The 22140-nt window shown below is 55.1% G+C and carries 17 protein-coding genes; 5 read left to right on the plus strand and 12 right to left on the minus strand.

The genetic code is table 11. The features are described from left to right. The 4 genes from Q3O59_RS13280 to Q3O59_RS13295 form a co-directional block, all read right to left on the minus strand. Complete coding sequence (locus tag Q3O59_RS13280; RefSeq protein WP_305946045.1) at positions 1–1908, minus strand: alpha-amylase family protein; 1908 nt, start codon at positions 1906–1908, stop codon at positions 1–3. A 164-nt stretch (positions 1909–2072) separates the two neighbouring features. Beyond that, positions 2073–2366 (minus strand): hypothetical protein, encoded by a 294-nt coding sequence (locus tag Q3O59_RS13285; RefSeq protein ID WP_305946046.1) that lies wholly within the window; start codon positions 2364–2366, stop codon positions 2073–2075. 111 nt (positions 2367–2477) lie between these two features. After that, positions 2478–6452 carry an alpha-1,6-glucosidase domain-containing protein gene (locus tag Q3O59_RS13290; protein ID WP_305946047.1) on the minus strand — a complete coding sequence of 1325 codons (3975 nt, stop codon included), beginning with the start codon at positions 6450–6452 and terminating at the stop codon, positions 2478–2480. A 40-nt stretch (positions 6453–6492) separates the two neighbouring features. Further along, complete coding sequence (locus Q3O59_RS13295) at positions 6493–9333, minus strand: TonB-dependent receptor (protein WP_305946048.1); 2841 nt, start codon at positions 9331–9333, stop codon at positions 6493–6495. 262 nt (positions 9334–9595) lie between these two features. On the opposite strand from Q3O59_RS13295, the gene Q3O59_RS13300 reads away from it, so the two are divergent. Continuing rightward, the gene (locus Q3O59_RS13300; RefSeq protein ID WP_305946049.1) at positions 9596–11014 is read left to right on the plus strand and encodes a hypothetical protein; all 1419 of its coding nucleotides are present in this window, start codon (positions 9596–9598) and stop codon (positions 11012–11014) included. Here the strand turns inward: Q3O59_RS13300 and Q3O59_RS13305 are convergent. From Q3O59_RS13305 to Q3O59_RS13315, 3 genes are all read right to left on the minus strand, one after another. Beyond that, a complete protein-coding gene (locus tag Q3O59_RS13305; RefSeq protein ID WP_305946050.1) occupies positions 11011–12240 on the minus strand; it encodes a hypothetical protein in 1230 nt (409 codons plus the stop codon). The two genes, Q3O59_RS13300 and Q3O59_RS13305, sit on opposite strands and share 4 nt — an antisense overlap. 103 nt (positions 12241–12343) lie before the next feature. Continuing rightward, positions 12344–12940: a response regulator transcription factor gene (locus tag Q3O59_RS13310; RefSeq protein ID WP_305946051.1), complete on the minus strand. Its 597-nt coding sequence runs from the start codon at positions 12938–12940 to the stop codon at positions 12344–12346. Next, positions 12937–14013, minus strand: coding sequence for a sensor histidine kinase (locus Q3O59_RS13315; protein WP_305946052.1), 1077 nt, complete (start codon positions 14011–14013; stop codon positions 12937–12939). Before Q3O59_RS13315 ends, Q3O59_RS13310 begins: the two co-directional genes overlap by 4 nt. 186 nt (positions 14014–14199) lie before the next feature. Between Q3O59_RS13315 and Q3O59_RS13320 the strand changes: the two genes are divergently transcribed. The 4 genes from Q3O59_RS13320 to Q3O59_RS13335 all read left to right on the plus strand — a co-directional run bounded on the left by Q3O59_RS13320 (position 14200) and on the right by Q3O59_RS13335 (position 17288). Further along, complete coding sequence (locus Q3O59_RS13320) at positions 14200–15141, plus strand: alpha/beta fold hydrolase (protein WP_305946053.1); 942 nt, start codon at positions 14200–14202, stop codon at positions 15139–15141. A gap of 5 nt (positions 15142–15146) precedes the next feature. Then, positions 15147–16058: an ABC transporter ATP-binding protein gene (locus tag Q3O59_RS13325; RefSeq protein WP_305946054.1), complete on the plus strand. Its 912-nt coding sequence runs from the start codon at positions 15147–15149 to the stop codon at positions 16056–16058. After that, positions 16055–16798 carry an ABC transporter permease gene (locus tag Q3O59_RS13330; RefSeq protein WP_305946055.1) on the plus strand — a complete coding sequence of 248 codons (744 nt, stop codon included), beginning with the start codon at positions 16055–16057 and terminating at the stop codon, positions 16796–16798. The genes Q3O59_RS13325 and Q3O59_RS13330 overlap by 4 nt, the downstream gene beginning before the upstream one ends. 166 nt (positions 16799–16964) lie before the next feature. Further along, on the plus strand, positions 16965–17288 hold the full coding sequence (locus tag Q3O59_RS13335; RefSeq protein ID WP_305946056.1) for a DUF2845 domain-containing protein: 324 nt from the start codon (positions 16965–16967) through the stop codon (positions 17286–17288). Positions 17289–17308: 20 nt separating this feature from the next. On the opposite strand, the gene Q3O59_RS13340 is transcribed toward Q3O59_RS13335, so the two are convergent. From Q3O59_RS13340 to Q3O59_RS13360, 5 genes are all read right to left on the minus strand, one after another. Then, positions 17309–17839: a DUF3617 domain-containing protein gene (locus Q3O59_RS13340; RefSeq protein WP_305946057.1), complete on the minus strand. Its 531-nt coding sequence runs from the start codon at positions 17837–17839 to the stop codon at positions 17309–17311. A 164-nt stretch (positions 17840–18003) separates the two neighbouring features. Then, positions 18004–19332, minus strand: a complete 1329-nt coding sequence (locus Q3O59_RS13345; protein WP_305946058.1) for a T6SS phospholipase effector Tle1-like catalytic domain-containing protein — start codon at positions 19330–19332, stop codon at positions 18004–18006. A gap of 144 nt (positions 19333–19476) precedes the next feature. Further along, on the minus strand, positions 19477–20139 hold the full coding sequence (locus tag Q3O59_RS13350; RefSeq protein ID WP_305946059.1) for an SDR family oxidoreductase: 663 nt from the start codon (positions 20137–20139) through the stop codon (positions 19477–19479). 52 nt (positions 20140–20191) lie between these two features. Then, positions 20192–21499, minus strand: a complete 1308-nt coding sequence (locus tag Q3O59_RS13355) for a short-chain fatty acid transporter (RefSeq protein WP_305946256.1) — start codon at positions 21497–21499, stop codon at positions 20192–20194. Positions 21500–21629: 130 nt separating this feature from the next. Further along, a complete protein-coding gene (locus Q3O59_RS13360) occupies positions 21630–22001 on the minus strand; it encodes a DUF4168 domain-containing protein (protein ID WP_305946060.1) in 372 nt (123 codons plus the stop codon). Positions 22002–22140: the final 139 nt, after the last annotated feature.

A 22140-nucleotide genomic window follows, 5' to 3' on the forward strand; every position in this document is an offset into this window, starting at 1 on the left:
TTAGTGCTCCAGTTGCAGGATCAAGGATGCCAAAGGCGCCAGCGTCAATGGCACCGAGCCGACACCGTTTTGCACCGTCAATGGCACCGACAGCTCACCATACAGCTGTTCCGTCAGGGTGTAACTGCCATCGGTCAGGCCCCAGGCGGCAATTTGCTCTGCCGGGATCTGCAAGTTCATCGGCGGGTAAGCCGCATCCCGCACATTGGCAACAATCAGTAATTTCTGTTCATCGGTCCAGCGCAAAAACGACAGCAGTTTGTCGTCGTAATGCTCGGTGGCCGCCCGGTTGGCGCGGTGAATTTCGGCGTAGTGGCCGTTCATGGCTGGCTGCTCAGCACTAAAGCGCATCAAACGGACATAGAAATCACGCAGCTCACGCTCAGCCTCAGTCAGAGCGCCGCCGTCAAATTTGCCACCGTTCATCCAGCGCTGATGGGCCGGCACGCCCCAGTAATCAAAAATGGTGGTGCGGCTGGCTTTACCAAAACCGGCATCGTCGCTGGCTGCTTCGCCGACTTCCTGGCCAAAGTACAGCATGGTTGGCGAAGTGCTGATGGTGGCTGAAATCAGCATGGCGGGCATCCCTAAGCGGGCGTCGCCGGCAAATTCCGGGCTGGCAATGCGCTGCTCATCGTGGTTTTCCAAAAAGTGCAGCATATGGTGCTCAATATCCGCCATGCTGTCCTGCACCTCCACCAACGCATCGGTGCTGCCGTGGCCTTGCATCGCCCACTTCAGGTTGTCGTAAAACTCGACCTTGTCGTACAGGTAATCCATCCGGCCCAGATGCAGATAATCGCGGTACAGATGCGGCTGGTACACCTCGGCCAGCAGGAAGGCATCCGGGTTGACCTGCTTGATGTGGGAGTTCAGGTAACTCCAGAACTCAACCGGTACCATTTCGGCCATGTCGTAACGAAAGCCATCGACACCCATGTCGATCCAGTACAGCACGATGTCACGGAATTTTTCCCAGGAATCTGGCACATCCCGGCCTTGCCAGAAGGTATAGTGATCCTCAATGCTTTTCTGTGCATACTCGGCTGGCAGACTATCAAAGTCGTAACTGCCATCGGGCCGCACGCCAAAGTTGATTTTGACCGTTTCATACCAGTCGTCAAAATCTGGCTGGGCAGAGCGCGAGCCGTTGCCGGTCCACTTGGCGGGATACTCGTCAAACTGGCCATCGGCCAGCGGGTGCGGTTCACCGCCAAGTGGCTGATAATCCTCGGGCCAGGCCGGAACCTGAAAGGCTTCGCCCGGGATGTAGTAGAAATTATTGTCGCGGGCGTAGGCCACGCTGGTGTCGTCGTTGGCACCAAAATCAGCCACGCCTTCCGGCCGGCTGATGGAGTGATAGTTGCGCGCCACGTGGTTGGGCACAATATCAATCAGCACCTTCATGCCATGGGCATGGGTGCGCGCAATCAGGGCCTGAAATTCCTGCAAGCGATTGGCCGGGTCATCAGCCAGATCCGGACTGACGTTGTAGTAGTCTTTCACCGCGTAAGGTGAGCCGGCCCGGCCTTTCACCACATCGGGGTCATCCAGCGAAATGCCATAGGCAGTGTAGTCGCGGATCACCGCATGATGCGGCACCCCGGTGTACCAGACATGGGTTACGCCCAGCTCTTTAATACCGGCCAGGGCTTCATCGGTAAAATCACTGAATTTGCCAACGCCGTTTTCTTCCAGCGTGCCCCAGGGTTTGTTGGTGGTGTTGGTGTTGCCAAACAGCCGGGTAAAGACTTGATACACCACCGCCTTGCCTGCTTCCGCAGTCTGCTCGACGGCGGGCTCTGCCTCTGGCTTGGCCGCAGCCGACTGATCTGGCTGCGACGTCGGTTGACAGGCCAATAAGGCGGCACTGGCGGCCAGCGCCAATAAGGATGGTTTTAACTGCATTGCTCTGCTCCCCGCAAAGAAAAAATGACTGACGAAAAAATGCCTAGCCTTAAACTAACGCACTTTTTTAAAGCAGGTCCGCATTTTTTGCACTGAATACGTATGCAGATCCATACCCTTGTCACTCAATTCGGGCAAAGCGGCTGATGCGCGGCGCAGTCAATTTATTCCGTTGTTGAGTGGCTGGCAGGCAGCAAGTGGCACTGATAGCCCCAACCACGCTGTCGCTCAATAAACTCAGCAGCTTTTTGCGCACAGTACCCCACTTCATTCCGAGCCCGCCACAGCACCTGCTGTTCACCATCGCGGGTGTAACGCACTTCACACGGCAGTTCACCACCTTCGGGGTAGACCACCTCAATCAGACGCACCGAGTCACCGCTGGTGCATTGGGTGGTTTGAGGTTGGCCAGCAAGAGCCGGCAAGCTGAATAACAGGAAACAGAACCAAGCTTTCATTGCGACGCTCCACGTGTTGAAGACTATGCAGTATAGCAAAGGCTCCCAGTTTTTTGCTGGCCGATAAAAAAGGGGACCCGAAGGTCCCCCACAAGGCCAGGAAAAAAGCCGTTAATCCGCGGTCACGGTAAACACCGGTGCCGTTGGCTCGCTGGCATCGATGGTAAAGGTGTAATCACCGGCTGCCGGGAAGGTCAGGTTCAGGTTGCCGCCGTTAAACACCAGCGTCTTCCCTACCCCCAGCTCCATGGCACCGCCATCCTCACCGGCACCGTAGTTGATGTCGGCCCAGTCGGCATCGGCAAACTTAAACTCGTAGTTTTGCGCTTCCAATGTCATGGTAACCTGATACTGATCAGCACCAATGTACTGGAAGGGCATGCTGGTCCCCCAATCCGTAAGACTGCCGCGCAGGTAGATGGTGGTGGCCCCATAAGGCCGTTTCTCTTCCACCAACAGCACCGGCGCTTCCGGATTGCTGGCATTCAGACTAAAGCGATAGGTGCCGGCTGTTGCTATGCTCAGCTGCAAGTTGGCGCCCTGACGCGCCAGCGTCTTGTTGCTGCCCAGCACCACCTCTGCACCATCATCGCCGCCGCCAAAGTCCACGCTGCTCCAATCGGAGGAAGCCACTTTGAACTCGTAGTCGCCTGCTTCCAGATGACGCTCCAGCGCATAGACATTGCCACCTTCGTACTGCTTTTCATCGTCGGTGCTCCAGCCATTCATGCCACCACGGACAAAGACGCTGGTCGCCTCATATGGAGGAATATCCGGTGCGCCAGTGGTTGCATCGGCTGACAGGCCTTCGCCCTGGTCACCATGCTGTGGTTTGATAAAGACCGCCATGGTACGCGCCGGGACCACAAAGGTGCCCTCGTCATGGCCTTGCTGGAAATAGGCCGAACGCACCCGGCTATCAACCGAAGCCTGCTGGATAGGGTGCAAATCGAAGTCCTGTGCGGTTGGGATGCTGTGCGCCACTTCATGGGCACTGCCGTTGATCACCACCACCAGCGCATCGATGGTTGGATCCAGATCGGCCAGCCCCAACCCATCGTCGATGCTCATCACAATCAAGCCGGGCGTCTGGTTGCTGCCAACATTGTGAAAACCTACCCGGTCCATCACATCCTGGGCGGTCCGTAAGCGGAACAACGGATGCTGACTGCGAATGCGCAGGAACTCGTTAAAGACCTCCGCAGCAAAGGAAATATCCTCCGGCTGTACCGCGGTATTGGGGTTTAAAAACAAACGGGCAATCGCATCCCAGTTGCCTTCATTTTTTTCTGCCAATGGCAGCCCCACCGCCCAGTTATTGGTCTGGAAAGTAAAGTCGACGTAATTGAACCAGTCGCCGGAGTCGTAACTGTCTCTGTCCATCGACTTGGAGCGCAGGAAATCACCCCCCAGTTGCAGGAAGGGAATGCCCTGGCTCATCAGCGGAATGGCAATGGAGATGTTTTGCGCCCGAACCCTTTCTGCCGCAGACATCTGCTCATCCAACCGGTACTGCAGCTGATCCCACAACGTTTCGTTGTCGTGTTTGGAGACGTAGTTGATGATATCGGCCGGCATTTCGGCATAGCCAGCCGGCTGACCATTCCAGTTTAAGCTGGATGCCGGGCCCGAGCTGCCACGATGCGTCAGCAACACATAGTCTTTTAAAGTAGCTGCCAGGCTAACCCGGATGATGTCTAGTTCGCTGCGATCAGGATCACTCAGCTCCGATTTAAACAGCGCCGCGCTGCGCACCCCTTCCCGAATGCGATCGTTGAAGGTACCGACCGCTGTGCCAGCCATATCCTGCTGCTTGGCCTGGGTGAACAGGCGGTTGTTGGCCACTTCGCCAAAGTTCCAGCCTTCGCCGTAGAAGTAGGTGTCTGGATCGACCGCACGGACTGCCTCACGGGCCGCCAGAATATCTTCTTTGCGGTGATGGCCCATGATATCGAAGCGGAAATCGTTGTAGCCGAAGTCCCGGGCCAGGATCACCAGCGAGTCGCGGATAAACTTATCCATCATCCGGTGCTCGGTGGCGGTGTTCTCGCAACAGGTCGAGCGTTCAATCACCCCGGTGCTTTCGTTGTAGCGGTGGTAGTAACCCGGCACTATTTTGTCGAACACCGACTTATCAAACAGACCGGACGAACTGGTATGGTTGTAGACCACATCCAGCGCCACCCGCAGTCCCATCTCATTCAAGGCCTGGATCATGGCCCGTACTTCCCGCACCCGGGCCGGTCCCTCTACCGCGGTGGCAAAACTGCCTTCCGGCGCAATAAAGTGGTGTGGGTCATAGCCCCAGTTAAAGCCATCCAGATGCCGCATCGACTGCACCAGTGCCTGAGCTTTGGTTTCATACGGCAGGTAGCTTTCCAGAACCGAGATGATGGTAGCGCTGTTGCTTTCGACTCCACAGACCGGCGCCTGCGGGTTCAGCTGACACAGCCGGCCCACGGTATCGGTGATTTCCACTCGCTGGCTGACATCTTCATTGATATTGGACTGATTGGTCGCTGGCAACACGTGAAAGTGGGTGACGCCGGCCTCAGCCAAACGCCGCAGATGCTGCACCGGTGCCGAGTCCTCTTCCGTGAAAGCCAGGTACTTGCCGCGCCAGCCGGCCCGGGTGCTCATATCGCGGATACTAAAGTCACGGATATGGCCTTCGTAAATCACGATATCTTCCGGGTGCTGCACCACAGGCACTTGACGCTGATCCCAACCTTCCGGTTTAAAGTCGTCGTCGTTTAGATCGACAAACTGACTGAAAAGGCCATTCATCGAAACATTCAGCGAGTAAGGATCGGTCGCTTCCATCACTTCCACAGCACGGGTCAGAGGGTGGTAAGCAGTGACCTGATAACGGTAAAACAACCGATCCAGCTCGTCGCGATCAGCGCTGTACGACCAAACGCCGGTATCGCTGTGGTAGTCCATCAGCACACTGTCTTGCAGCTCTTTGGCAGCATTGTAGACCTGCAAACGCACTTCATGGGCGGTAGGCGCCCAGACCGCGGTATGGATGCTGCCAGCCTCGTAATGAATCCCCAATTGGGCCGCCAGGGCACTGTTCTCGCCATAGGCATAGAGGTCATCCAGCACTTTGGCGGCCTGCACCCAGGTTGCACTTAACAGCTCACCGTCCTCATTGTAGGCGGCCAGCGCCAGTTGCTGACGCGCCAGCTGTTGCGCCTGCTCGCGGTCGAGATCCAGCATAAAGGCGGGTTGCCCGGCGAGGTGCGGCACCAGTGCCCGCTGCGCATCGGTTAAATCAACCGGCACCAGCTCAATCGACTGACCGGTCAGATCGTCATCCATCACTTCAATGCCGGCGTCGGCATCGTGAAATAAACGAACCCGGTTGGCGGTCCAGACATCGGCGTTCCAGATCAGGGTATGCTGATCAATCCAGTGGCCAGCGGCACCCTGCACACTGACGCCCAGCGACAGCAACGGGTACTCAAACACCGAAGCCACCCCGGAGAAGGTCCAGTTCATCCGGGCAAAGTCAGGGTCATCCTGCGACAATGGCATGATGAAATCACTGCCGCCCATCTCCTTGCCAGAGTCTTCGGTGCCAATGTGGATGATAAAGTTACCGCAAGCGCCTTCGGTACCGGCATAGCCTTCTTTCAGCTCCAGCAACCAATAGGCACCGTAGTTGGGATCGATGCCGGTGATCGGCAAGCCATTGTCCCAGGACGGCGCAATGGATTCCGGCTGATAAGCATCGCAGGCATCGTTGTTCCAGGTGTGCAGCCGCCAGCCATCGTAGTTGCCATCCTGCGGCCTTTTGTAGAACAGCACCGCCTGGTTTTCATTGGGGAAAATGACCGGATCCGGTGCATTGGGATCCGCCCCCACCACACAGCTTTCGTTCATCGCATCCGGTACCGTCGGCGACGGGCATTGGATTGGCGGCGGGTCAATGCAGGCCGTACCGGCAGCATTCGGGATCTGCGGCACAGCGCAGGTCAGCATCACCTGCCCCTGCTCGGTGGAATCGCCACCGCAAGCGCTGAGCAACAGCAACAGCAGCGCGCTGGCAGCCAGTTTCAGGCTTTGTTTGATGATAGACATGATTTCTTGCTCCAATTCGAATTCAGTTCAGTGCTCAGCCTTAGAAGACGTAAACAGCGCCCAGGTAGTATTGCCGGCCAAAAAATTGCAGCGTGCCGGTCTGGGCTTGCTGGCCAAAGTAGCTCTTGGTTGGCTCATCGGTCAGGTTATTGACCTGAAACAAGAACTTCAGGTTGTCGTTCCACTGGTAACCGGCCTGCAAATCCACCACCGTTTCACTGTGGAAGTTGGTGACCTGCTCATCGATGCCAATCTGGGTCGAGACAAAGGGCGAGCGGTAACGGGCACTGACCCGGGTTTCAAAACCCTGATACTCCCAGAACAGAGTGGCTGTCAGCACCTCTTTCGATAAGCCCTCAAAGCTCATCGGCACCGGATCGCCGCCCAACGGATTCACCAGACTGACCTCACTTTCGGTGTAGGAGTAGCTGCCACTGACCCCAAGGCCAGACCAAAACTCCGGCAGGAAGTTAAAGACCTGGGTATAGGCCAGCTCAAGACCGCGAATGTAGCCGCCATCGTCGTTGTTCACTGCGGTGGAGAAGGCACCATCGAAGGTCACGCGCGGAACATCATCCTCGTTGATGATCTGATCCGGCACCGGGAAGCCAGCCCCTTTAAAGTCAAACTCCTGAATGGTGAAGTCGTTGATAAAGGACTTGATGTCCTTGTAGAACACTGCAGCGACAAAAGCGCCTGCCGGGAAGTACACCTCGTAGGACAAGTCGTACTGGGTCGCTTCAAAAGGCCGCAAGAACGGGCTGTTCGAGCTGTTGCCACTGACTTCGCCATCATCGCTGATAAAAATAGCGGTATTGGAAGCCAAGCGGTTAATCGGCGGCCGCGACATCACTTTGGCAGCGGCAAAGCGCAGTTGGGTGTTGTCGGTCAGTCCCAGGTTCAGGTTCAGGCTGGGCAGGTAGTGGGTGTAGCTATCGCCAATAATGCCTGGCGCATAACGGCCATTGATCAGCCCAACTTCATCGACAATAAACTGGGCCCCTTGCAATGGATCGCCGGCAACATTGGCCAAATCGGTGGCTGACTGATCGCTGTGCACCCGCCGAACCCCGGCATTACCACGCAGCGGCAGGCCAAAGATTTCGGTATCCAAATTGACCATCAGATATGCGGCCAGCACATCCTCAAACACTCGGCCACTTTCCTGCATCGACCAGCTGTAGTTGGGTCCGACGCCAGGCGTCGGGCTGTTGATGACATCCGGGTTGCCTGTGCCCCAGGTTTGCACCGGTTGTGGAGTACCCTGTGGGAACCAGGCATTGAGCGCCTTATCCAAATCAATCGCCAGATAGCTGGGGAAGTAACTGAATTTGCCTTTAAAGTCGACCACGCTCACCATATCTTGCGTTAAACGCAGCGGTGGCTGTGAGCTTAAGAAGGCGCCGTCACTGCCGTATTCAAACACCGAGCGATCGTTGCTGTAACGCCGCTCGGAGTAACGGACACCGGCTTCAATCGATCGCAGCACCGGCAGGTCCAGCTCATAGCTCAGATCCAACCGGTACGCATTGACCGCATCCGAGTTCACATAAGGGTAAATGCCGTACTTGCTGACCATCACCCGATCGATATCGGAAAAGGCCGCTGCCTGATTAAAGCCCATATCCGGCAGGTTCAGACCATTCAACAAGTAGCTGATGGAGACATTGGTATCCAGCACCGGCACCTCGGCATTGGCGTCTTCAGCCACCAGGGACCACAGCAGGCCATTTCGAAAATCACTGCTGGCGGTCGAGCGCGAAACATCCAGCGACAGATTTAGCCGGTCGGTCACATCCCAGTCGGCGTTGATGCCAAAGCTGTTGACTTTGTTGAAGTCGCGGTTGTCGTCGTTGACAATTTCGACCCGGGTGAAGCTTTGTGAGGTACGGTTGAAAGTGCCGCCAATGACCGAGCTGTTGTTCAGCACCGGGTTGCCGACCGCAGCACTGGCGCCGCCGAGTTTGACCCGAAAGCCTCGGGCAAAGGCTTCCTTATCAAAGCGCGACAAAAAGGCATCGGCTTTTAAGGTAAAGTTGCTGACCGGCGTCCACTCAACGGAGGCCAGGTAGCCGTTGCGGGTTTCTTCGCCGCCGCGGTGCTGGATTTCAAAGCCTTCGCTTAGAAACTCCATTTGATCATTGCCAGTGACATCTTTTTGCGCGTTGTACGCCAGGCCAATAAATTGAGTGGCCACACTGGGCTGATACAAGCGGGCATACCCCAGCGCCAGCCCCAGAGTGTCGTCCAGGTACTTGCCCTGATAGGAAAAGCTAAAGCGATGCCCCACACTTTGGCCATCCGGCACTTCACTGGCGCGATCATTTTTCATGCCGCGCAGATTCACGGTAAAGGTATGCTGTTCGGTATTGCGCAATGGGCTGGCCGTTTCCAGTTCAACGGTTCCGGCCACCCCTCCTTCAATCAAAGAGGCTTTCGGTGACTTGTACACAGCAGCCGAGTTGATCAGCTCCGACGGGTACTGGTCAAACTCAATATTACGCTTGCCGCTGGTAGACACCTGCTCACGGCCATTTAAAGTGGAAAAAACAAAGCCGCCCGACATTCCGCGGATATTGATCTCGGCAGCCTGGCCGCCGGTGCGGACGGCCGAAATGCCCGGCAGCCGTGTCAGCGCATCGGCCATCGACACATCCGGCAAGGCCCCTAAGTCATCGGCCGAAATGGTCTCGGATACAATGTCACTGTAACGCTTGGCATCCAGAGAGCGAAACAAGCTGCTGGCAAAGCCGCGCACCTGAATCACTTCCACTTGATCGTCGCTGGTGGCGACCGCGTCCGGCTCCGTTTCAGCCACGACAAAACCGCTGGTACCAGCCGCAAGCGCCAGTGTCAGCAGTGTTTTTTTGGTCTTCAACATGTCTGTTGTCCCCGGTTTTTTTGTTGTTATGGCAGGCACTTCCTATTGCACCCTGTCGCAACAGCCCACCCGGCATCGGTGATGCCTTGCACTGTTATGGACAGAAATTAACCAATGGACAAGATGAATACGTATTCATACACCGAACTTTTCATCATCAGTTGCACCAACAAATGGCAACAGCAAGCCAGGTGGAGACCTTTACTTTTAAAGCGGATCGCGTATGTTTAAGCTCATAGTCTTGCCATGATGGAGTACAGCTTTGGTAAAAACACCCAGCAAAAAACCGGCAAGCAATGTCTTTATACGTCAACTACATAGCCTGCTGCAGATGCTGTATCACCCCAGTCAGCCACAGCAGTCTCTGTTCGGTTTGATGCGCGCTTATTTTCAGCAGGACGAAGGTGCGCTGGCAGAGTTGCAGCAAACCGAGCAACGCTGGCGTCAGGCACGGGCAGACAAAGACCCGGCTCTGAGCGACTACCGTCGCCGTTATACCGCCCTGAGCCATCAGTTGGAGCAGCAGCGCTTGCAGCGACTTGAGCAAACCATTAGCTGCTGCGAACAGCTGCTGCAACTCTGTGAAGGAGAAAGCAAAGCCGAAACCCTGATGCGATCTGCCAGGTTACTGGGCAGCCTGCAACTCTTGGTGCCCACCGAGTCCAAGCGCTCTTTGGAGGTGCAGTTCAGTTACAAGCTGCTCTACAAAATGACGCTCACCTTGCGCTTGCTGCAGCACCGGCTGGAGCAGGAGTTGATGCCTGCCAGCTGGCAGCTGATTTGGCAAGCCCGACAGCCTGAAGCTGCCCTGCATTGCCCCTACCGCAACCATCTGCAGCTGCCGGTATTGCTGGCCGTGATGCTGCAGGAATATGGCCAGCTGCATGATGCCGCCCAAAGGCTGCTGTTCAATGCCGAGCGCCGACTGGATCCGCTGACCGAGCTCGACAACGAGGCCCGCTATCAGTTTTTACTGCAAAGCCATCAAGGCAGTCTTGCATTGTTGCGCCACGGTCTTGGTGCCTGGCCCTATCAGGGCAAAGACAAAGCCGACCGGCTCCGGCATGAACAGCAGCAACAAACACAGCAACAATGGATTACTGAGCTGCTCGAAGCCGCTCAGGTCGCTGGACAGGGCCGTGGAAATTTGCTTAAAGTGCCGCAAGTCTATGCGTCCATCGTGATGCCTGGCCGCAAGCGCTTTAACTACGAAGCCTTGCCTAAAGCCGCTCTGCTGTTACGGCAAGGGGTGCAGCAGCAGCAATACAGTGCAGATTGGGTCGACCAGCTGCTGCGCATCACAGGGCTGTTTCCGCAGGGCTATGGTCTGGCCTTTATCCCGTCAAAACCCAGCCCCAAAGGCCGCGATAAATACGAGTTTGCCATTGTGAATGCGCTCTATCCGGCGGAGCCTCATGTCCCCCAATGCCGGGTGGTGACCCGGGATTTGCAGTACCGCAATACCGGCAAAGACTGCCTGGTGCCGACAGCACAAAATCTGTACTTCCGACCAGCGCGCAAACAGTTGGAAGTGGTGCCGCAAGAACGGCTGCGTGAGATCTTGACGAAACTTTTTGCCGATGCCGAACAGCGTTTTTTACGTCAGTGGTTGCCGCGCTGCTGGCAACCAAACGACTTTTTTAGCCAGCCAGCGCATCAGAACTTGTGGAATAAGGGCTAAAACGGAATATGGACCTGAATATTGCCGCCACCAAATTGCAGGTTGTGCAGCTTGACTGTAGGGTTGATCAGCAGATAGGCACCACTCTGAGCACTTAAATGCCACACCCAGTTTGGGCTGAATTTGCCTAACCAGGCCCGGTCGTGCAATGGCTCATCGCTGTGGATGCGAAGCTCGCTGCGCACGCTGGCATAACCCGCGTAGAAGGTTGGACGCCAGGACCATTGCTCGCTCCATGGCCGCTCCAGCCGGAAATAGGCAAAAGCTTCGCGCCGGTATTCAGCAGCCCTATCGCCAGCGGCAAAGCGGCTGTCGTTTTCATCCAGCCGACTGGCCTGCAGGCCCAGCGCTGGCTGCTGCGCATGGGCAAACCACTGCCACTCCAGCGTCAACTGCTGGAAACGTCGGGTCAGTTGCCAGGACAAGGCTTCTGATTGTTCTGTCAGTGCTTCAGCGCTGCGCTTGCCATAGAGCCCCTGCGCTTCCAGTGTCAGCTGATGCTGTTCGGTCAGCTTCCGCTGCCAACTGATGCCCGCTGAAACTTGCTCATCGGAAAAGCTTTGCTGCTGTTCAAGATTGTCGTAACGGGCTTTTAAGTTCAGATTCACAAATGCCGCCAGACGCTGTCCGGCCAACTCTGTGCCTCCCGTCGCGTAAAGCGTTATTGGGTATTGCTGATAGCGGTTCTCGCCATAGGTTTTGCTGTTGTATTGCAGATCGGTAAAGACCACAGCACCGGTCAACCAGCTGCCATCGGCAAAGACGCGGTTGGCTTCCAGCTGGATATCCATGTCTTCTTTGGCAGCATTGACTTCACCCCAAATGCCTAGATCCCAGCCCTGGGAACTTTGATAGCCCGCACCAAACAAGGTACGGTCATAGACGCCATCCAAATCCTCCGAGCGTTTATGGCGCACACCCAAAAAAACCGGCGCATCAAAGGTCAGACGCTGTTGCAGCAGTGAGTGAATGTAAAACTCCTTGCCACGGCTGCTGCCGCCGCTGCCGTACCAGCCATTTTGCTGCCACCAAAGCTGCTGCCCCTGCAACGGCTGCTCGGTAAAGCTTAAGCGCTGCAAAAAACTTTCTTTGTTGTAATCAAACTGGCGGCCATCCAGCCGGTCCAACCGAAAAGGCTCCGGACCATGCCAACCCAAGGCCGCCTGTACCATCGGAGTCATCAACAAGAAAGAAGCCGTCAAGAAAGTGCGTGTGCGAGTGATCATCGGATGCAGTATTCAGGTTAAGGAGTTATCAAAAAGGTGGCATTCTGCAAGCCTTTGGCTGAACAGATTATGAATTGCCGGCAGTATAATCGCTAAGCACGCCTTACAGCCAGCCTTTTTGCCGGGCGATGCGGGCGGCATCAATGCGGTTGGCGGCATTCAGCTTGCTGATGGCCTCCGACAGGTAATTGCGTGCTGTGCCTTCGGCAATAAACAGCGCTGCAGCTATGTCGCTGGTAGGCTTACCATCAGCAGCCAAACGCAAGGCCTGCCGCTCTTTTTCGCTAAGCGGGTCCTGCTCACCCAGTGAATTTAACAACAGCTCGCTATCAACCACTTTTTTACCGGCCATCACTTGCGCAATAGCTTGCACCAACTGTTCAACTGGGGCGTCTTTTAACAAAAAACCACCGACGCCTGCATCCATCGCCCGTTTGACATAGCCGGCACGACCAAAAGTGGTGATAATCACCACTTGGGTGGCTAATTGTTGCTGCTGTATGTAGAGCGCCAGCTCAATGCCGGTTTTTCCAGGCATTTCGATGTCGCTAAGCAGCAAGTCAAAAGAAGCTTGTTTTAACAGTGTCAGCGCCTGGTTACCATCTGCCGCTTCCGTAACCTCGAAACCGGATTCCAATCGTAGCAAACTGGCCAAGGCCGTTCGCACCATCGCCTGATCTTCGGCCAATAGAATTTTCATGCGGTTGGCTCCTGCAATGGAAGTTGAATGCTGGCCGTCATGCCATCGCCTGGCACCAGCGCCAGCGAGGCTCCAATGGCCGCCAAGCGTTCGCGCAAGCCGGTCAGGCCATTTCCTTCTTTGAGTTCAGAGCAACGGCCGTTGTCATGCAGCTGAATGTGCAATTGCTTCCCCTGCTGCACAAAGCGTAATTGGCAACTATCGCCCTGGCTGTGGCGCATGATGTTGGTCACCAACTCGGTTAAGGCCAACACCACGGCTGTTTCGCGGCGAGGATCCAAATTAGGCAGCTCCCCGTGCAGCTCGGCCTGAAACCCCGCATCGCGCAAGCGATTCAGTAGTTTGGTTACTTCTGCCGTTAAGCCCTGATGTTTGTAGCCAGACACACTTTGCCGCACCTGACTGAGCGCATCCCGCGCAATTTGGCTTAACTCGCCAAGCTGTTGCCGGGCAGCCTCTGATTGTTGGTGCGCCAGCAGCTTTTCAGCTAAATCGGCTTTTAAAATAATGCTGGACAAGGTATGCCCCAGAATATCGTGCAGATCGCGGCCAATCCGCTCCCGCTCGACCATGGTTGCCAACTGTTTAATTTCATCGGCGCTTCGTTGCTCTGCCATACGGTGCCGCTGCTTGGCTTGCTCAACACGGCCTAACAGGCTAACGCCCACCACAACCGGGACCCCCATTAGCAAAAACAAGTTCCAGTGAATACTCAGCACGATATACAGCAACACCAAAAGCACGATCAGCAATGCCATAAGCAACAAATAACGCTGCAACCTGTAGGCAAAACCAATAAAAAAGCCGGCATAGGCAAAAAAAGCGATAGCACCATAGTTTACCGGCGTGATTAAGGTGGCAACAGCCACTATTCCGGCAATGGGCTTGTGCATGCCATGGCGGTTGCAACGATAAGCCCAAAAAAAGCAATAAAGAAAAACCAGCAAAGCTGCAGCCATAGCCAGGTACTGCCAAGGCTCAAAGCGCATGGTAAACAAGGGAATAACAAAGAACACCAGGTTGATCAGATAAACCCAGCTGAGTTTCGTTTCCAGTTTATCGAAGGATTGCATCTGGTTCTCCCTAGCCTGCCTGCCAACAGTGTACGCGCAATGGCTGCGACTGCTCCAGTGACAATAGTCATACGACAGCATGGCATTTGTCATCCGTTATGGGTGACAAGCGTTAGCTGTGCAATCGATACCATCGGCCTAGACTAGCCTCATCGTAACCAGACAAACCAGCATGAGGCATTTACCATGAAATCATTCAACATCGCAGTTCGTACCCTGACTCTGACTTTAGGGTTAACCGGCGCTTTGGTTAGCCTGCCTTCATTAGCCGTCCCAGCGAGTGTGACTCAATCAAAAACCATCATCGAGGCAGAGCAAGCAGGCTGTGCATGTTTTAATGTGACAGTGTCCGGAGAAGGCCCAGCCATCATTCTGATTCCCGGCCTGGCTTCTTCCGGTGAAGTCTGGCATAGCACTGTCGAGGCATTGCAGGCAGACTATCAACTGCATGTGCTCACCCTGGCAGGCTTTGGCGGAGTGGCACCGCTGACGAACAAAGCTTGGGCGCATGGCTTCTTGTCCAGCCAGCAACAGGGGATTTTGCGTTATATCCAAGAGCAGCAACTGGATAAACCTGTAGTCATTGGCCATTCTCTGGGTGGCTATCTGGCACTGGCATTAGCCGCAACGGCGCCCGAGGCTATCGGCGGGGTAGTGAACGTAGACGGCTTACCGGCATTGGGGGCGCTTTTTGCGCAAGCTGCTGCCAGTGCACCCAATCAGAACAGCTCTCAAAATGCTTTGGCGAGTTTTGACCCTATGGCCATGGCACAAGGAATGGCCAACAACGAAAGCTGGCATCAGCGTATTGTCAACGACATGCTCCGCTCCGATGGCATGACCTCAGGCCGCGTGATGGGCGAATTGATGCAAGCTGACTTAAGACCACAATTAAGCAATATCCGCGTGCCTGTGCTGACGTTGGGCGCTCTGCAACATGGTGCACCTTACAGCACGCCCGAGCAGGTCCAGCAAAACTTTGCAGACCAACTGGCGAATGCACCGGTGCAGTATCATCACTTTGCTTTTGCGGAAAATTCCAAGCATTTCATTATGGCCGATGCGCCTGAGTGGCTGAACCAGCAGATCACGCAATTTCTTCGTAGCCATCGCATGCAAGGGGAGTAAGGGAGATGCTCGCACTTGATGTGAAACACCTGGCCAAAGTCTATGCTGGAAAAACAGTGCTGACGGATGTCGATATGACGCTTAGAGGCGGTGAAGTGCTCTGTATCCTGGGCCCAAACGGGGCTGGCAAAACCACCTTAATCGCCACCATTTTGGGCTTGGTTAAAGCAGACAGAGGCGATATTCATATTTTGGGTGAGCGGCAACAAGGCAACAGCCGCAGCAGCGACTTACGCCAACAGCTCGGCGTGATGATGCAAATTGGCAGCCTGAGCGCCAATCTTACCGTGTTTGAACAGTGCGATTTATTCAGCAGCTACTATGTCCATGGCTACAGCGCATCAGAGTTGGTAAAGCTGGCCGGGTTGGAAGCACACAGCAAGCAGCGCTTTGGCCGTTTATCCGGTGGCCAGAAGCAGCGCTTGTTGTTCGCTCTGGCATTGGCTGCCAAACCCAAACTGGTGTTTCTGGATGAGCCAACCCTTGGTATGGATGTCGAAGCAAGGCGTGCTTTGTGGCAGCAAGTACGCCAGCTTAAACAACAAGGCGTCGCCGTGGTGCTCACTACCCACTATCTGGAAGAGGCCGAGCACCTGGCGGATCGGATTGCCGTGCTCAATCAAGGCATGGTCGTGGCCAGCGGCAGCCCGGCTGAACTGAAAGCCTTAACCCGCTACAAAGTCATTCAGTGCGAAAGCACTTTGAGTGATCAAGCTTTGCAGTCGCTGCCCGGTGTTCAGCAGCTGCAGCGCGATCAAGGCCTTTGCATCCTCCACAGCAGCCATGCTGAGAGCACTGTCCAAGCCCTGCTGCAGGCCGACGACAGCGTCCGCCAGTTGGAAGTGCGGCCAGTTGCACTGGAGCAGGCTTTTTTACAACTGACCCAAAACACCAGCAAAGAGGAGCAAGCCCTATGAACACAGCTATTGTGTACCGTAAAGAAGCCTGGTACGACTTACTTAGCGTTTGGCGCACCCCAGGCTTTGTGATCCCGAGTCTGGCTTTTCCGATTATTTTTTATTTGTTTTTTGGTGTCTTTTTAAATACCGGCGCAGCCAGCGTCTATATGCTGGTGACCTACGCCTGCTTTGGCATTATGGGGCCGGCGATGTTTAATTTCGCTATAAACATTGCCAGCGATAGAGCTCATGGCTGGCTAACCTTGAAACGACTATCGCCAATGCCGTTTGGGGCCTATTTGCTGGCCAAGCTTAGTACCGCCTTGGTGTTTGCACTGGTGATTATTGTCGTACTCTTTAGCATCGCCGCGCTGTTGGCCGATGTGCGCCTAGTCACCACCCAGTGGTTGCTGCTGGCGCTGACTCTGTTGCTCGGAACCTTGCCTTTTGCCTTCATCGGACTGATTTTAGGCTTGAGCCTGAGTGATAAAGCTGCCCCTGGTGTGGTGAATCTGTTGTACCTGCCGATGGCCTTTTTGTCCGGCCTGTGGCTACCCATCACCTCACTTCCCCAGCTACTGCAGCTGACCGCCTGGTTCTGGCCCAGCTATCATTTGTCGCAAATTGGCCTGAAGGTAATTGCGATGGATCAGGGGTATACGCTTTGGTTGCACCTGCTGATCCTGCTGCTAAGCACCCTGCTGCTGGCCGCCCTGGCAAGCTGGTTGTTCCAGCGCCTGACTGAAGAAAAAGCATGAAGTTCAGGATCAGTATTCTTGCAGCACTGCGAGCAGTTCTGTTTGATGACTTTCTGCCTCAGCCTGCGACGACAGAGATGGGAACAACAATGCTGTATGAGCCCTACCCCCTATACAAAGGAGATCTCTCAGACTAGACTGAAAAAAAATTGCTAAGGAAATCACTATGCGCCTTGTATTTAGTGTGTTGGTCTTGTTATTGCCACTGACGTTCATGACTTTTTCGGCCGAAGCCTGTGGCTTCCGACTGAGTGATGGCCGCTTGCTCAGCTGCGGCATGAGCCGGATTGAGTTGCTGGACAGGGCCGGTGAGCCGCTGAGCAAAGATGTGGAAGTGCATGCAGTGAGCAATGAACCCGCCGTGGCTGGTCGGCGGGTTGAAACCTGGTCTTACATTGTTAAGGGCGATATTGGCGGCAACTACCTGGTCAGTATCCGGCTGGAAAATGGCCGGGTCACCGCCATTGAAAGCCAGCAGCAGCGGCGTTAGCTTTCGATCATCTGCAGGCCCTAATCGCAGTCTGCGCTTAGCCATTTCCCCTGCTGCTGCATGGTCATCCGTTCGGCACGACCATTCACTTCGGTGCTAAACTCGGCATGGCCGCGATAGGCCCGCCGGTTTTCCAGCACCATCTCTCCCTGTCCCTGAGACGGCGGGTTGGTCTGACACTGAAAACTAAACTCAAAACGATTGTCGCCTTTCGGCGTTAAGGTTTGCTCACAACCATCCTGCTGCGGCAGGCTGCCCTGCTCTATATCCTGCTGGGTTAAACAAACCCGTATCGAAGAGCTGGTACCGCCGAAGCGAATGCCTTGCTGTTCCAACATCGACTCCATCATTCGTCGCTGCGCTGCTGGCAAACTATCCAGCTGGCGCTGCGCTTCGGCCATGGCACGTTCAAGCTCGCCACTCTCACTTTGCATACTGAAACTGTGCTCCCACAAGCCCGGATCCATCTCCAGCTGGACCGAAGCCGCTGGCAAGGCGCACGAAAAAAACAATGCCAGCAAAGCTGGCAGTCCAAAAGGTAAAGCTTTCATATAAATCATCCTTGTTGTTGATTAAACCCCTCAAAATCAGTACGGCATGGCTCTGATCCCTGCAAAGCCTGCGCTCACACAAAGCCGTTGCGTGACGCAGCACCGATACTAAGCCTAGTTGCGATTGCCGCACGAATCAAACCTGTCCAGAACCTTCGATTGCTTTAAGCGGCAAAACGCAGCCCGGATTCTTCGCCGCGCTGCCAAACGCAGACCGCTTTTCGCAAGCCCGTTTTCTCAAAAGCCAGCTGCATCCGGGTACCCGGTGGAATTTTTTTGCTGCAACGCAGCCGCACGCCTCCTTGCTCACTGTAATCCATCACCTGACACTCAAAGGCTTCGGTGGTCAGAAACAAACGCGCCAGTTCCTGCTCGGCCCTTGGCTGCAGGCGCGGGAACTCCCGACGCTCCTTCCCATCACCACTGGTGCTGGCCCTTGTTGTTGCAGCAGCGGAAGGAATAGCGGCCTGATACTCAGCCAAGGTTTGCGGCAAGTCAGGATTCCGTGGTCGGTAATAGCCGGACTCTATCCGCTGATAGACGCTGGGATGCACCCGAACTTGCACAGCAGGCTCAGCAGAGCGGCCTTGCAGCCGTCGAATGTAGACCCCATTGTTGAGCAATGCCAGCAAACGGTATGGCCAGCCGTAAGAGTCATGTTCTCTTTGCATGGCGGCTGGCCGCAGCTCCTGCTCCAGGTAAGCCTCATCAAAGCTCAGGCCTAGTGCCCGCGCTTTTTCCAGCATCCACTCCAGGCAGATATCGGACAAGCCGGTGCGTGGGTAGCCACCGCCAATGTCCGAGTGAACACCGGCAAACCAGCATTGCTCCACCTGCTGATCGGGCTGGATCTCGCCGGTCCACAAGTCTGGCGCAAAGGGTTCCCGTTTTTCATCCAGCGCCAGCGCATGGTAACCGTGCTTGACCAAAGGACTGAGGTGGGTATCAAAAAAGCCAATCCGCTTTTGCCCCAGATGATTGAGGGCCAATACCGGGACGCCCAAAGCTCCCACCGTATCAAACACACCCAGCATGCGGATTTCTGGCCGGTAATTAAACTGATACGGATTGCTCAACCACTTTTCAGAGCGTAACTCAGGCGGGGTTCGGTAATAGGCATAAGCATCGCCCAGTTCAGCCAGCTGCTGTTTGTTGACCAGCCCCAAGGCATGCACCATACCTACCACGGCTCGGGCCGTATAAGCGCCCCGGCTAAAGCCAAAGCAGTAGATGTCATCTCCTGGCTGGTAATTGTGCGCCAAAAAGCGGTAAGCACGCAGCACATTGCGGGCCAGCCCGATGCCAAAAGCCCCACCTAAAAAGCGGTCCACTGCGCCCAGTGTGCCAACACCCTGATCGTAGAAAACCACCTGATGGCGGCCATCTTCTGCCATCGGCTGGATAGCCCGGGCTATCTTGACGATATTGGTAGGGTTCTGCTGCGGCTCATTCCAGGTGCCGTCGCAGCATAGAATAATGCGTTTTGGGGTCATGGCGATGCCTCCTTTGCGTGGCACAATTTTTCCGTTGCACAATGGCATACCGTCAAGCGGTGACTACGCCTGTATTTAGCATAGTCCAAGCTGGTTAAAAAACACACAGCCTTATTGGCTATTTTTCTTTACCCTCTCACTGCGTTACCAGGGCAGCGCTTCTCCGCTGCTGTGGAAAAACTGGCCACTGTTGCTGGCATCAAGCGCCTTGATGCGCTCGACCAGGCGGCGGGCGGCTTCATCCGGGCTGATATCACCGGCAAAGCCCACCATCTGGGTTTTGACAAAGCCCGGATGGTAAATACCGACATAAATCTGCTGACTGGCAAGGTCCTGGCTTAATGAAACACTGGCCGCATTCAGCGCAGCCTTGGCCATCCGGTAACCGTAATAAGCCCCGGAGCCATTGTCACTGATAGACCCCATCCGACTGGTGATCATCGCAATCTTGCCGCCTTGTTTTAACGCCGGCAGCATGGCATGGCTAAGCACCAAAGGAGCCACCGCATCAACCTGAAACTGCGCCTGAATGCGTGCAAGATCCAGATCAGTCAAGGTTTCATTGCTGAAGATACCGGCATTGTTGATCAACAGATCCACCGAATCCGGGGCAAACTGCTGTGCGACCTGTTGCAGCTGTTCAGGCTGACTGAAATCAATGCTGCTGTGTACCGTCACATCCAGATCCGCCAGCTCCGCCGATAGGGTGCGGCAGATCACCGTCACCTGACAGCCCTGGGCCAGGTATTGTTTTACCAGGGACAAACCAATACCACGGTTTCCACCGGTAATGACAACATGTTGCATGAAAAACTCCTGTTCTGTTCAATCTAAAGAAACCATTACGGCTGCAGACCGATCAATACCAGCTTAGCACAGCGGCAATCACCAGGCCGGTCAGCAGCAGCTGCAGCAGACAAAAACCCATAATATCTTTCGCCTTTAAGCCGGCAATGGCCAGCACCGGCAAAGCCCAAAAAGGCTGAATCAGGTTGGTCCAGGCATCGCCCCAGGCAATGGCCATCGCCACCCGCTCGATGTCGGCCCCCAGCTCCAGGGCCGCCGGTAACATCACCGGCGCCTGCACCGCCCACTGACCACCGCCAGAGGGTACAAAAATATTCACCAGCCCAGCGCTCAAAAAGCTCCACAGTGGCAAAGACTCGCTGCTGGCAAAACCGGCAAAGGCCTGGGAGAGGCTCTGGGCCATGCCCGATTGGACCATCACCGCCATCATGCCGGCGTAAAATGGAAACTGCAGCAAAATGCCGGCACTGCCACCAATTGCTTGCTGCAAACTGTTGAGCAGGTTGCGCGGACTTTGGTGCAGAAAAACAGCCGCAAATAAAAATAGAAAGTTGACACTGTTTAAATTCAGCCCACCGCCATCGCTAAAATACAGCCACAAGTAACCAAGTCCCAGACCACCGAACAGCCAGCCGAGCCAGCGGCTGTGCTCCAATTGCTCAGCCGGGCGCTCTGGCCCAGATGCAGCTTGAACCGGCTCAGCCAGTTTGGCAGGATCCACGAAAACCGATTCGCCTTTATTCGGTAGCATCAAGCGGTTCAGCAAAGGGATCAAGAGTACCAACAACAGTGTCAATGTCAGGTTAAAGCCAGAGAAGATGGTCTGGCTGGTTGGGATCACCCCGATCAGGTTTTCAGCAAAATGCCCTTCGGTGGCAATGGTCAAAGGCACAGAGCCGGCCAGACCACCGTGCCAGACCACAAAACCGGAATAAGCACTGGCCACCAACAGCCGGTAATCCACCGCCACCCGCCGTGCCAGCGCTTTGGCAAAAAAAGCACCGACCACCAGACCAAAGCCCCAATTCAGCCAACTGGCCATCAGCGCCACCAGGGTCACCAGCACAATGGCCGTACCGGCACTCTGCACCTTGGCAGCCAACCCATCCAACGCTCGCTGCACCAGAGGTGTGGTGGCCAGTAAAAAACCAGTCACCAGCACCAGCATCATCTGCATGGCAAAACCCAGCAAGCCCCAAAAACCATCGCCCCAGTACTGTAGAACCGCCAAAGGCGACTGCTGTTGTAGGGTTACTGCCAGTGCAAAGACCAGCAGCGTCAACAACAGCACCAGCACAAAAGGATCCGGCAGGTAACGCTCGGTCAGGCGAACGAAGGGTTTGGAGAGGTTACGCAGCATGCTGAGCAATTCATTGGAGAAACATGAATTTAGCCTAACGGCTTTGGCCGTCGAGTGCCAGCGTTTCACGCCAGCTCCGACCATAAAAAAACCCTGCCTCAGGGGCAGGGTTCATTGTTGCAAGCTGCGGTTACGAATCAGCGCGCGACATGCTCAGAATACGATCACGCAGTTCTTCGTCTTGCTGGGCTTGTTGCGCAATGGCGTTGTACTGGGCAGCGGTTAAGCCTGCAGCTTCCACGGCCTCAACCATTTCGTTTTGTGCTTGTTGCTGAATTTGCTGAGCCTGCTCAGCACTTTCAGCATTCTGGAACTGGGCTTCATACTTGGCACCGATCTCACCAATGGCATCCATCGCCATGGTAAATTGCAATAATTTCGCTTCGGTGATTTCAACCTGTTGCTGCTGCGGCTGCATCGCAGCCGGATCGGCTTGCGCGACACCTAAAGACACAGTGGCAGAAAAAGCGGCAAGGCAAAGGGCAATGGCTGTTTTTTTCATAGTAACACTCCTGTAGTTTGCATTCGCCTACTGTATTGCCAAAGTCATGCCAACACGAAAATAAAATTTATCTATTTGTTTTTAAAGGAGAAGTATTGGTATCTTCTCGCGCTTGCTGTGCCATGCCAGCAATTGATGT

The organism is Alkalimonas delamerensis, assembly GCF_030717955.1.
GTDB classification, from domain to species: domain Bacteria; phylum Pseudomonadota; class Gammaproteobacteria; order Enterobacterales; family Alteromonadaceae; genus Alkalimonas; species Alkalimonas delamerensis.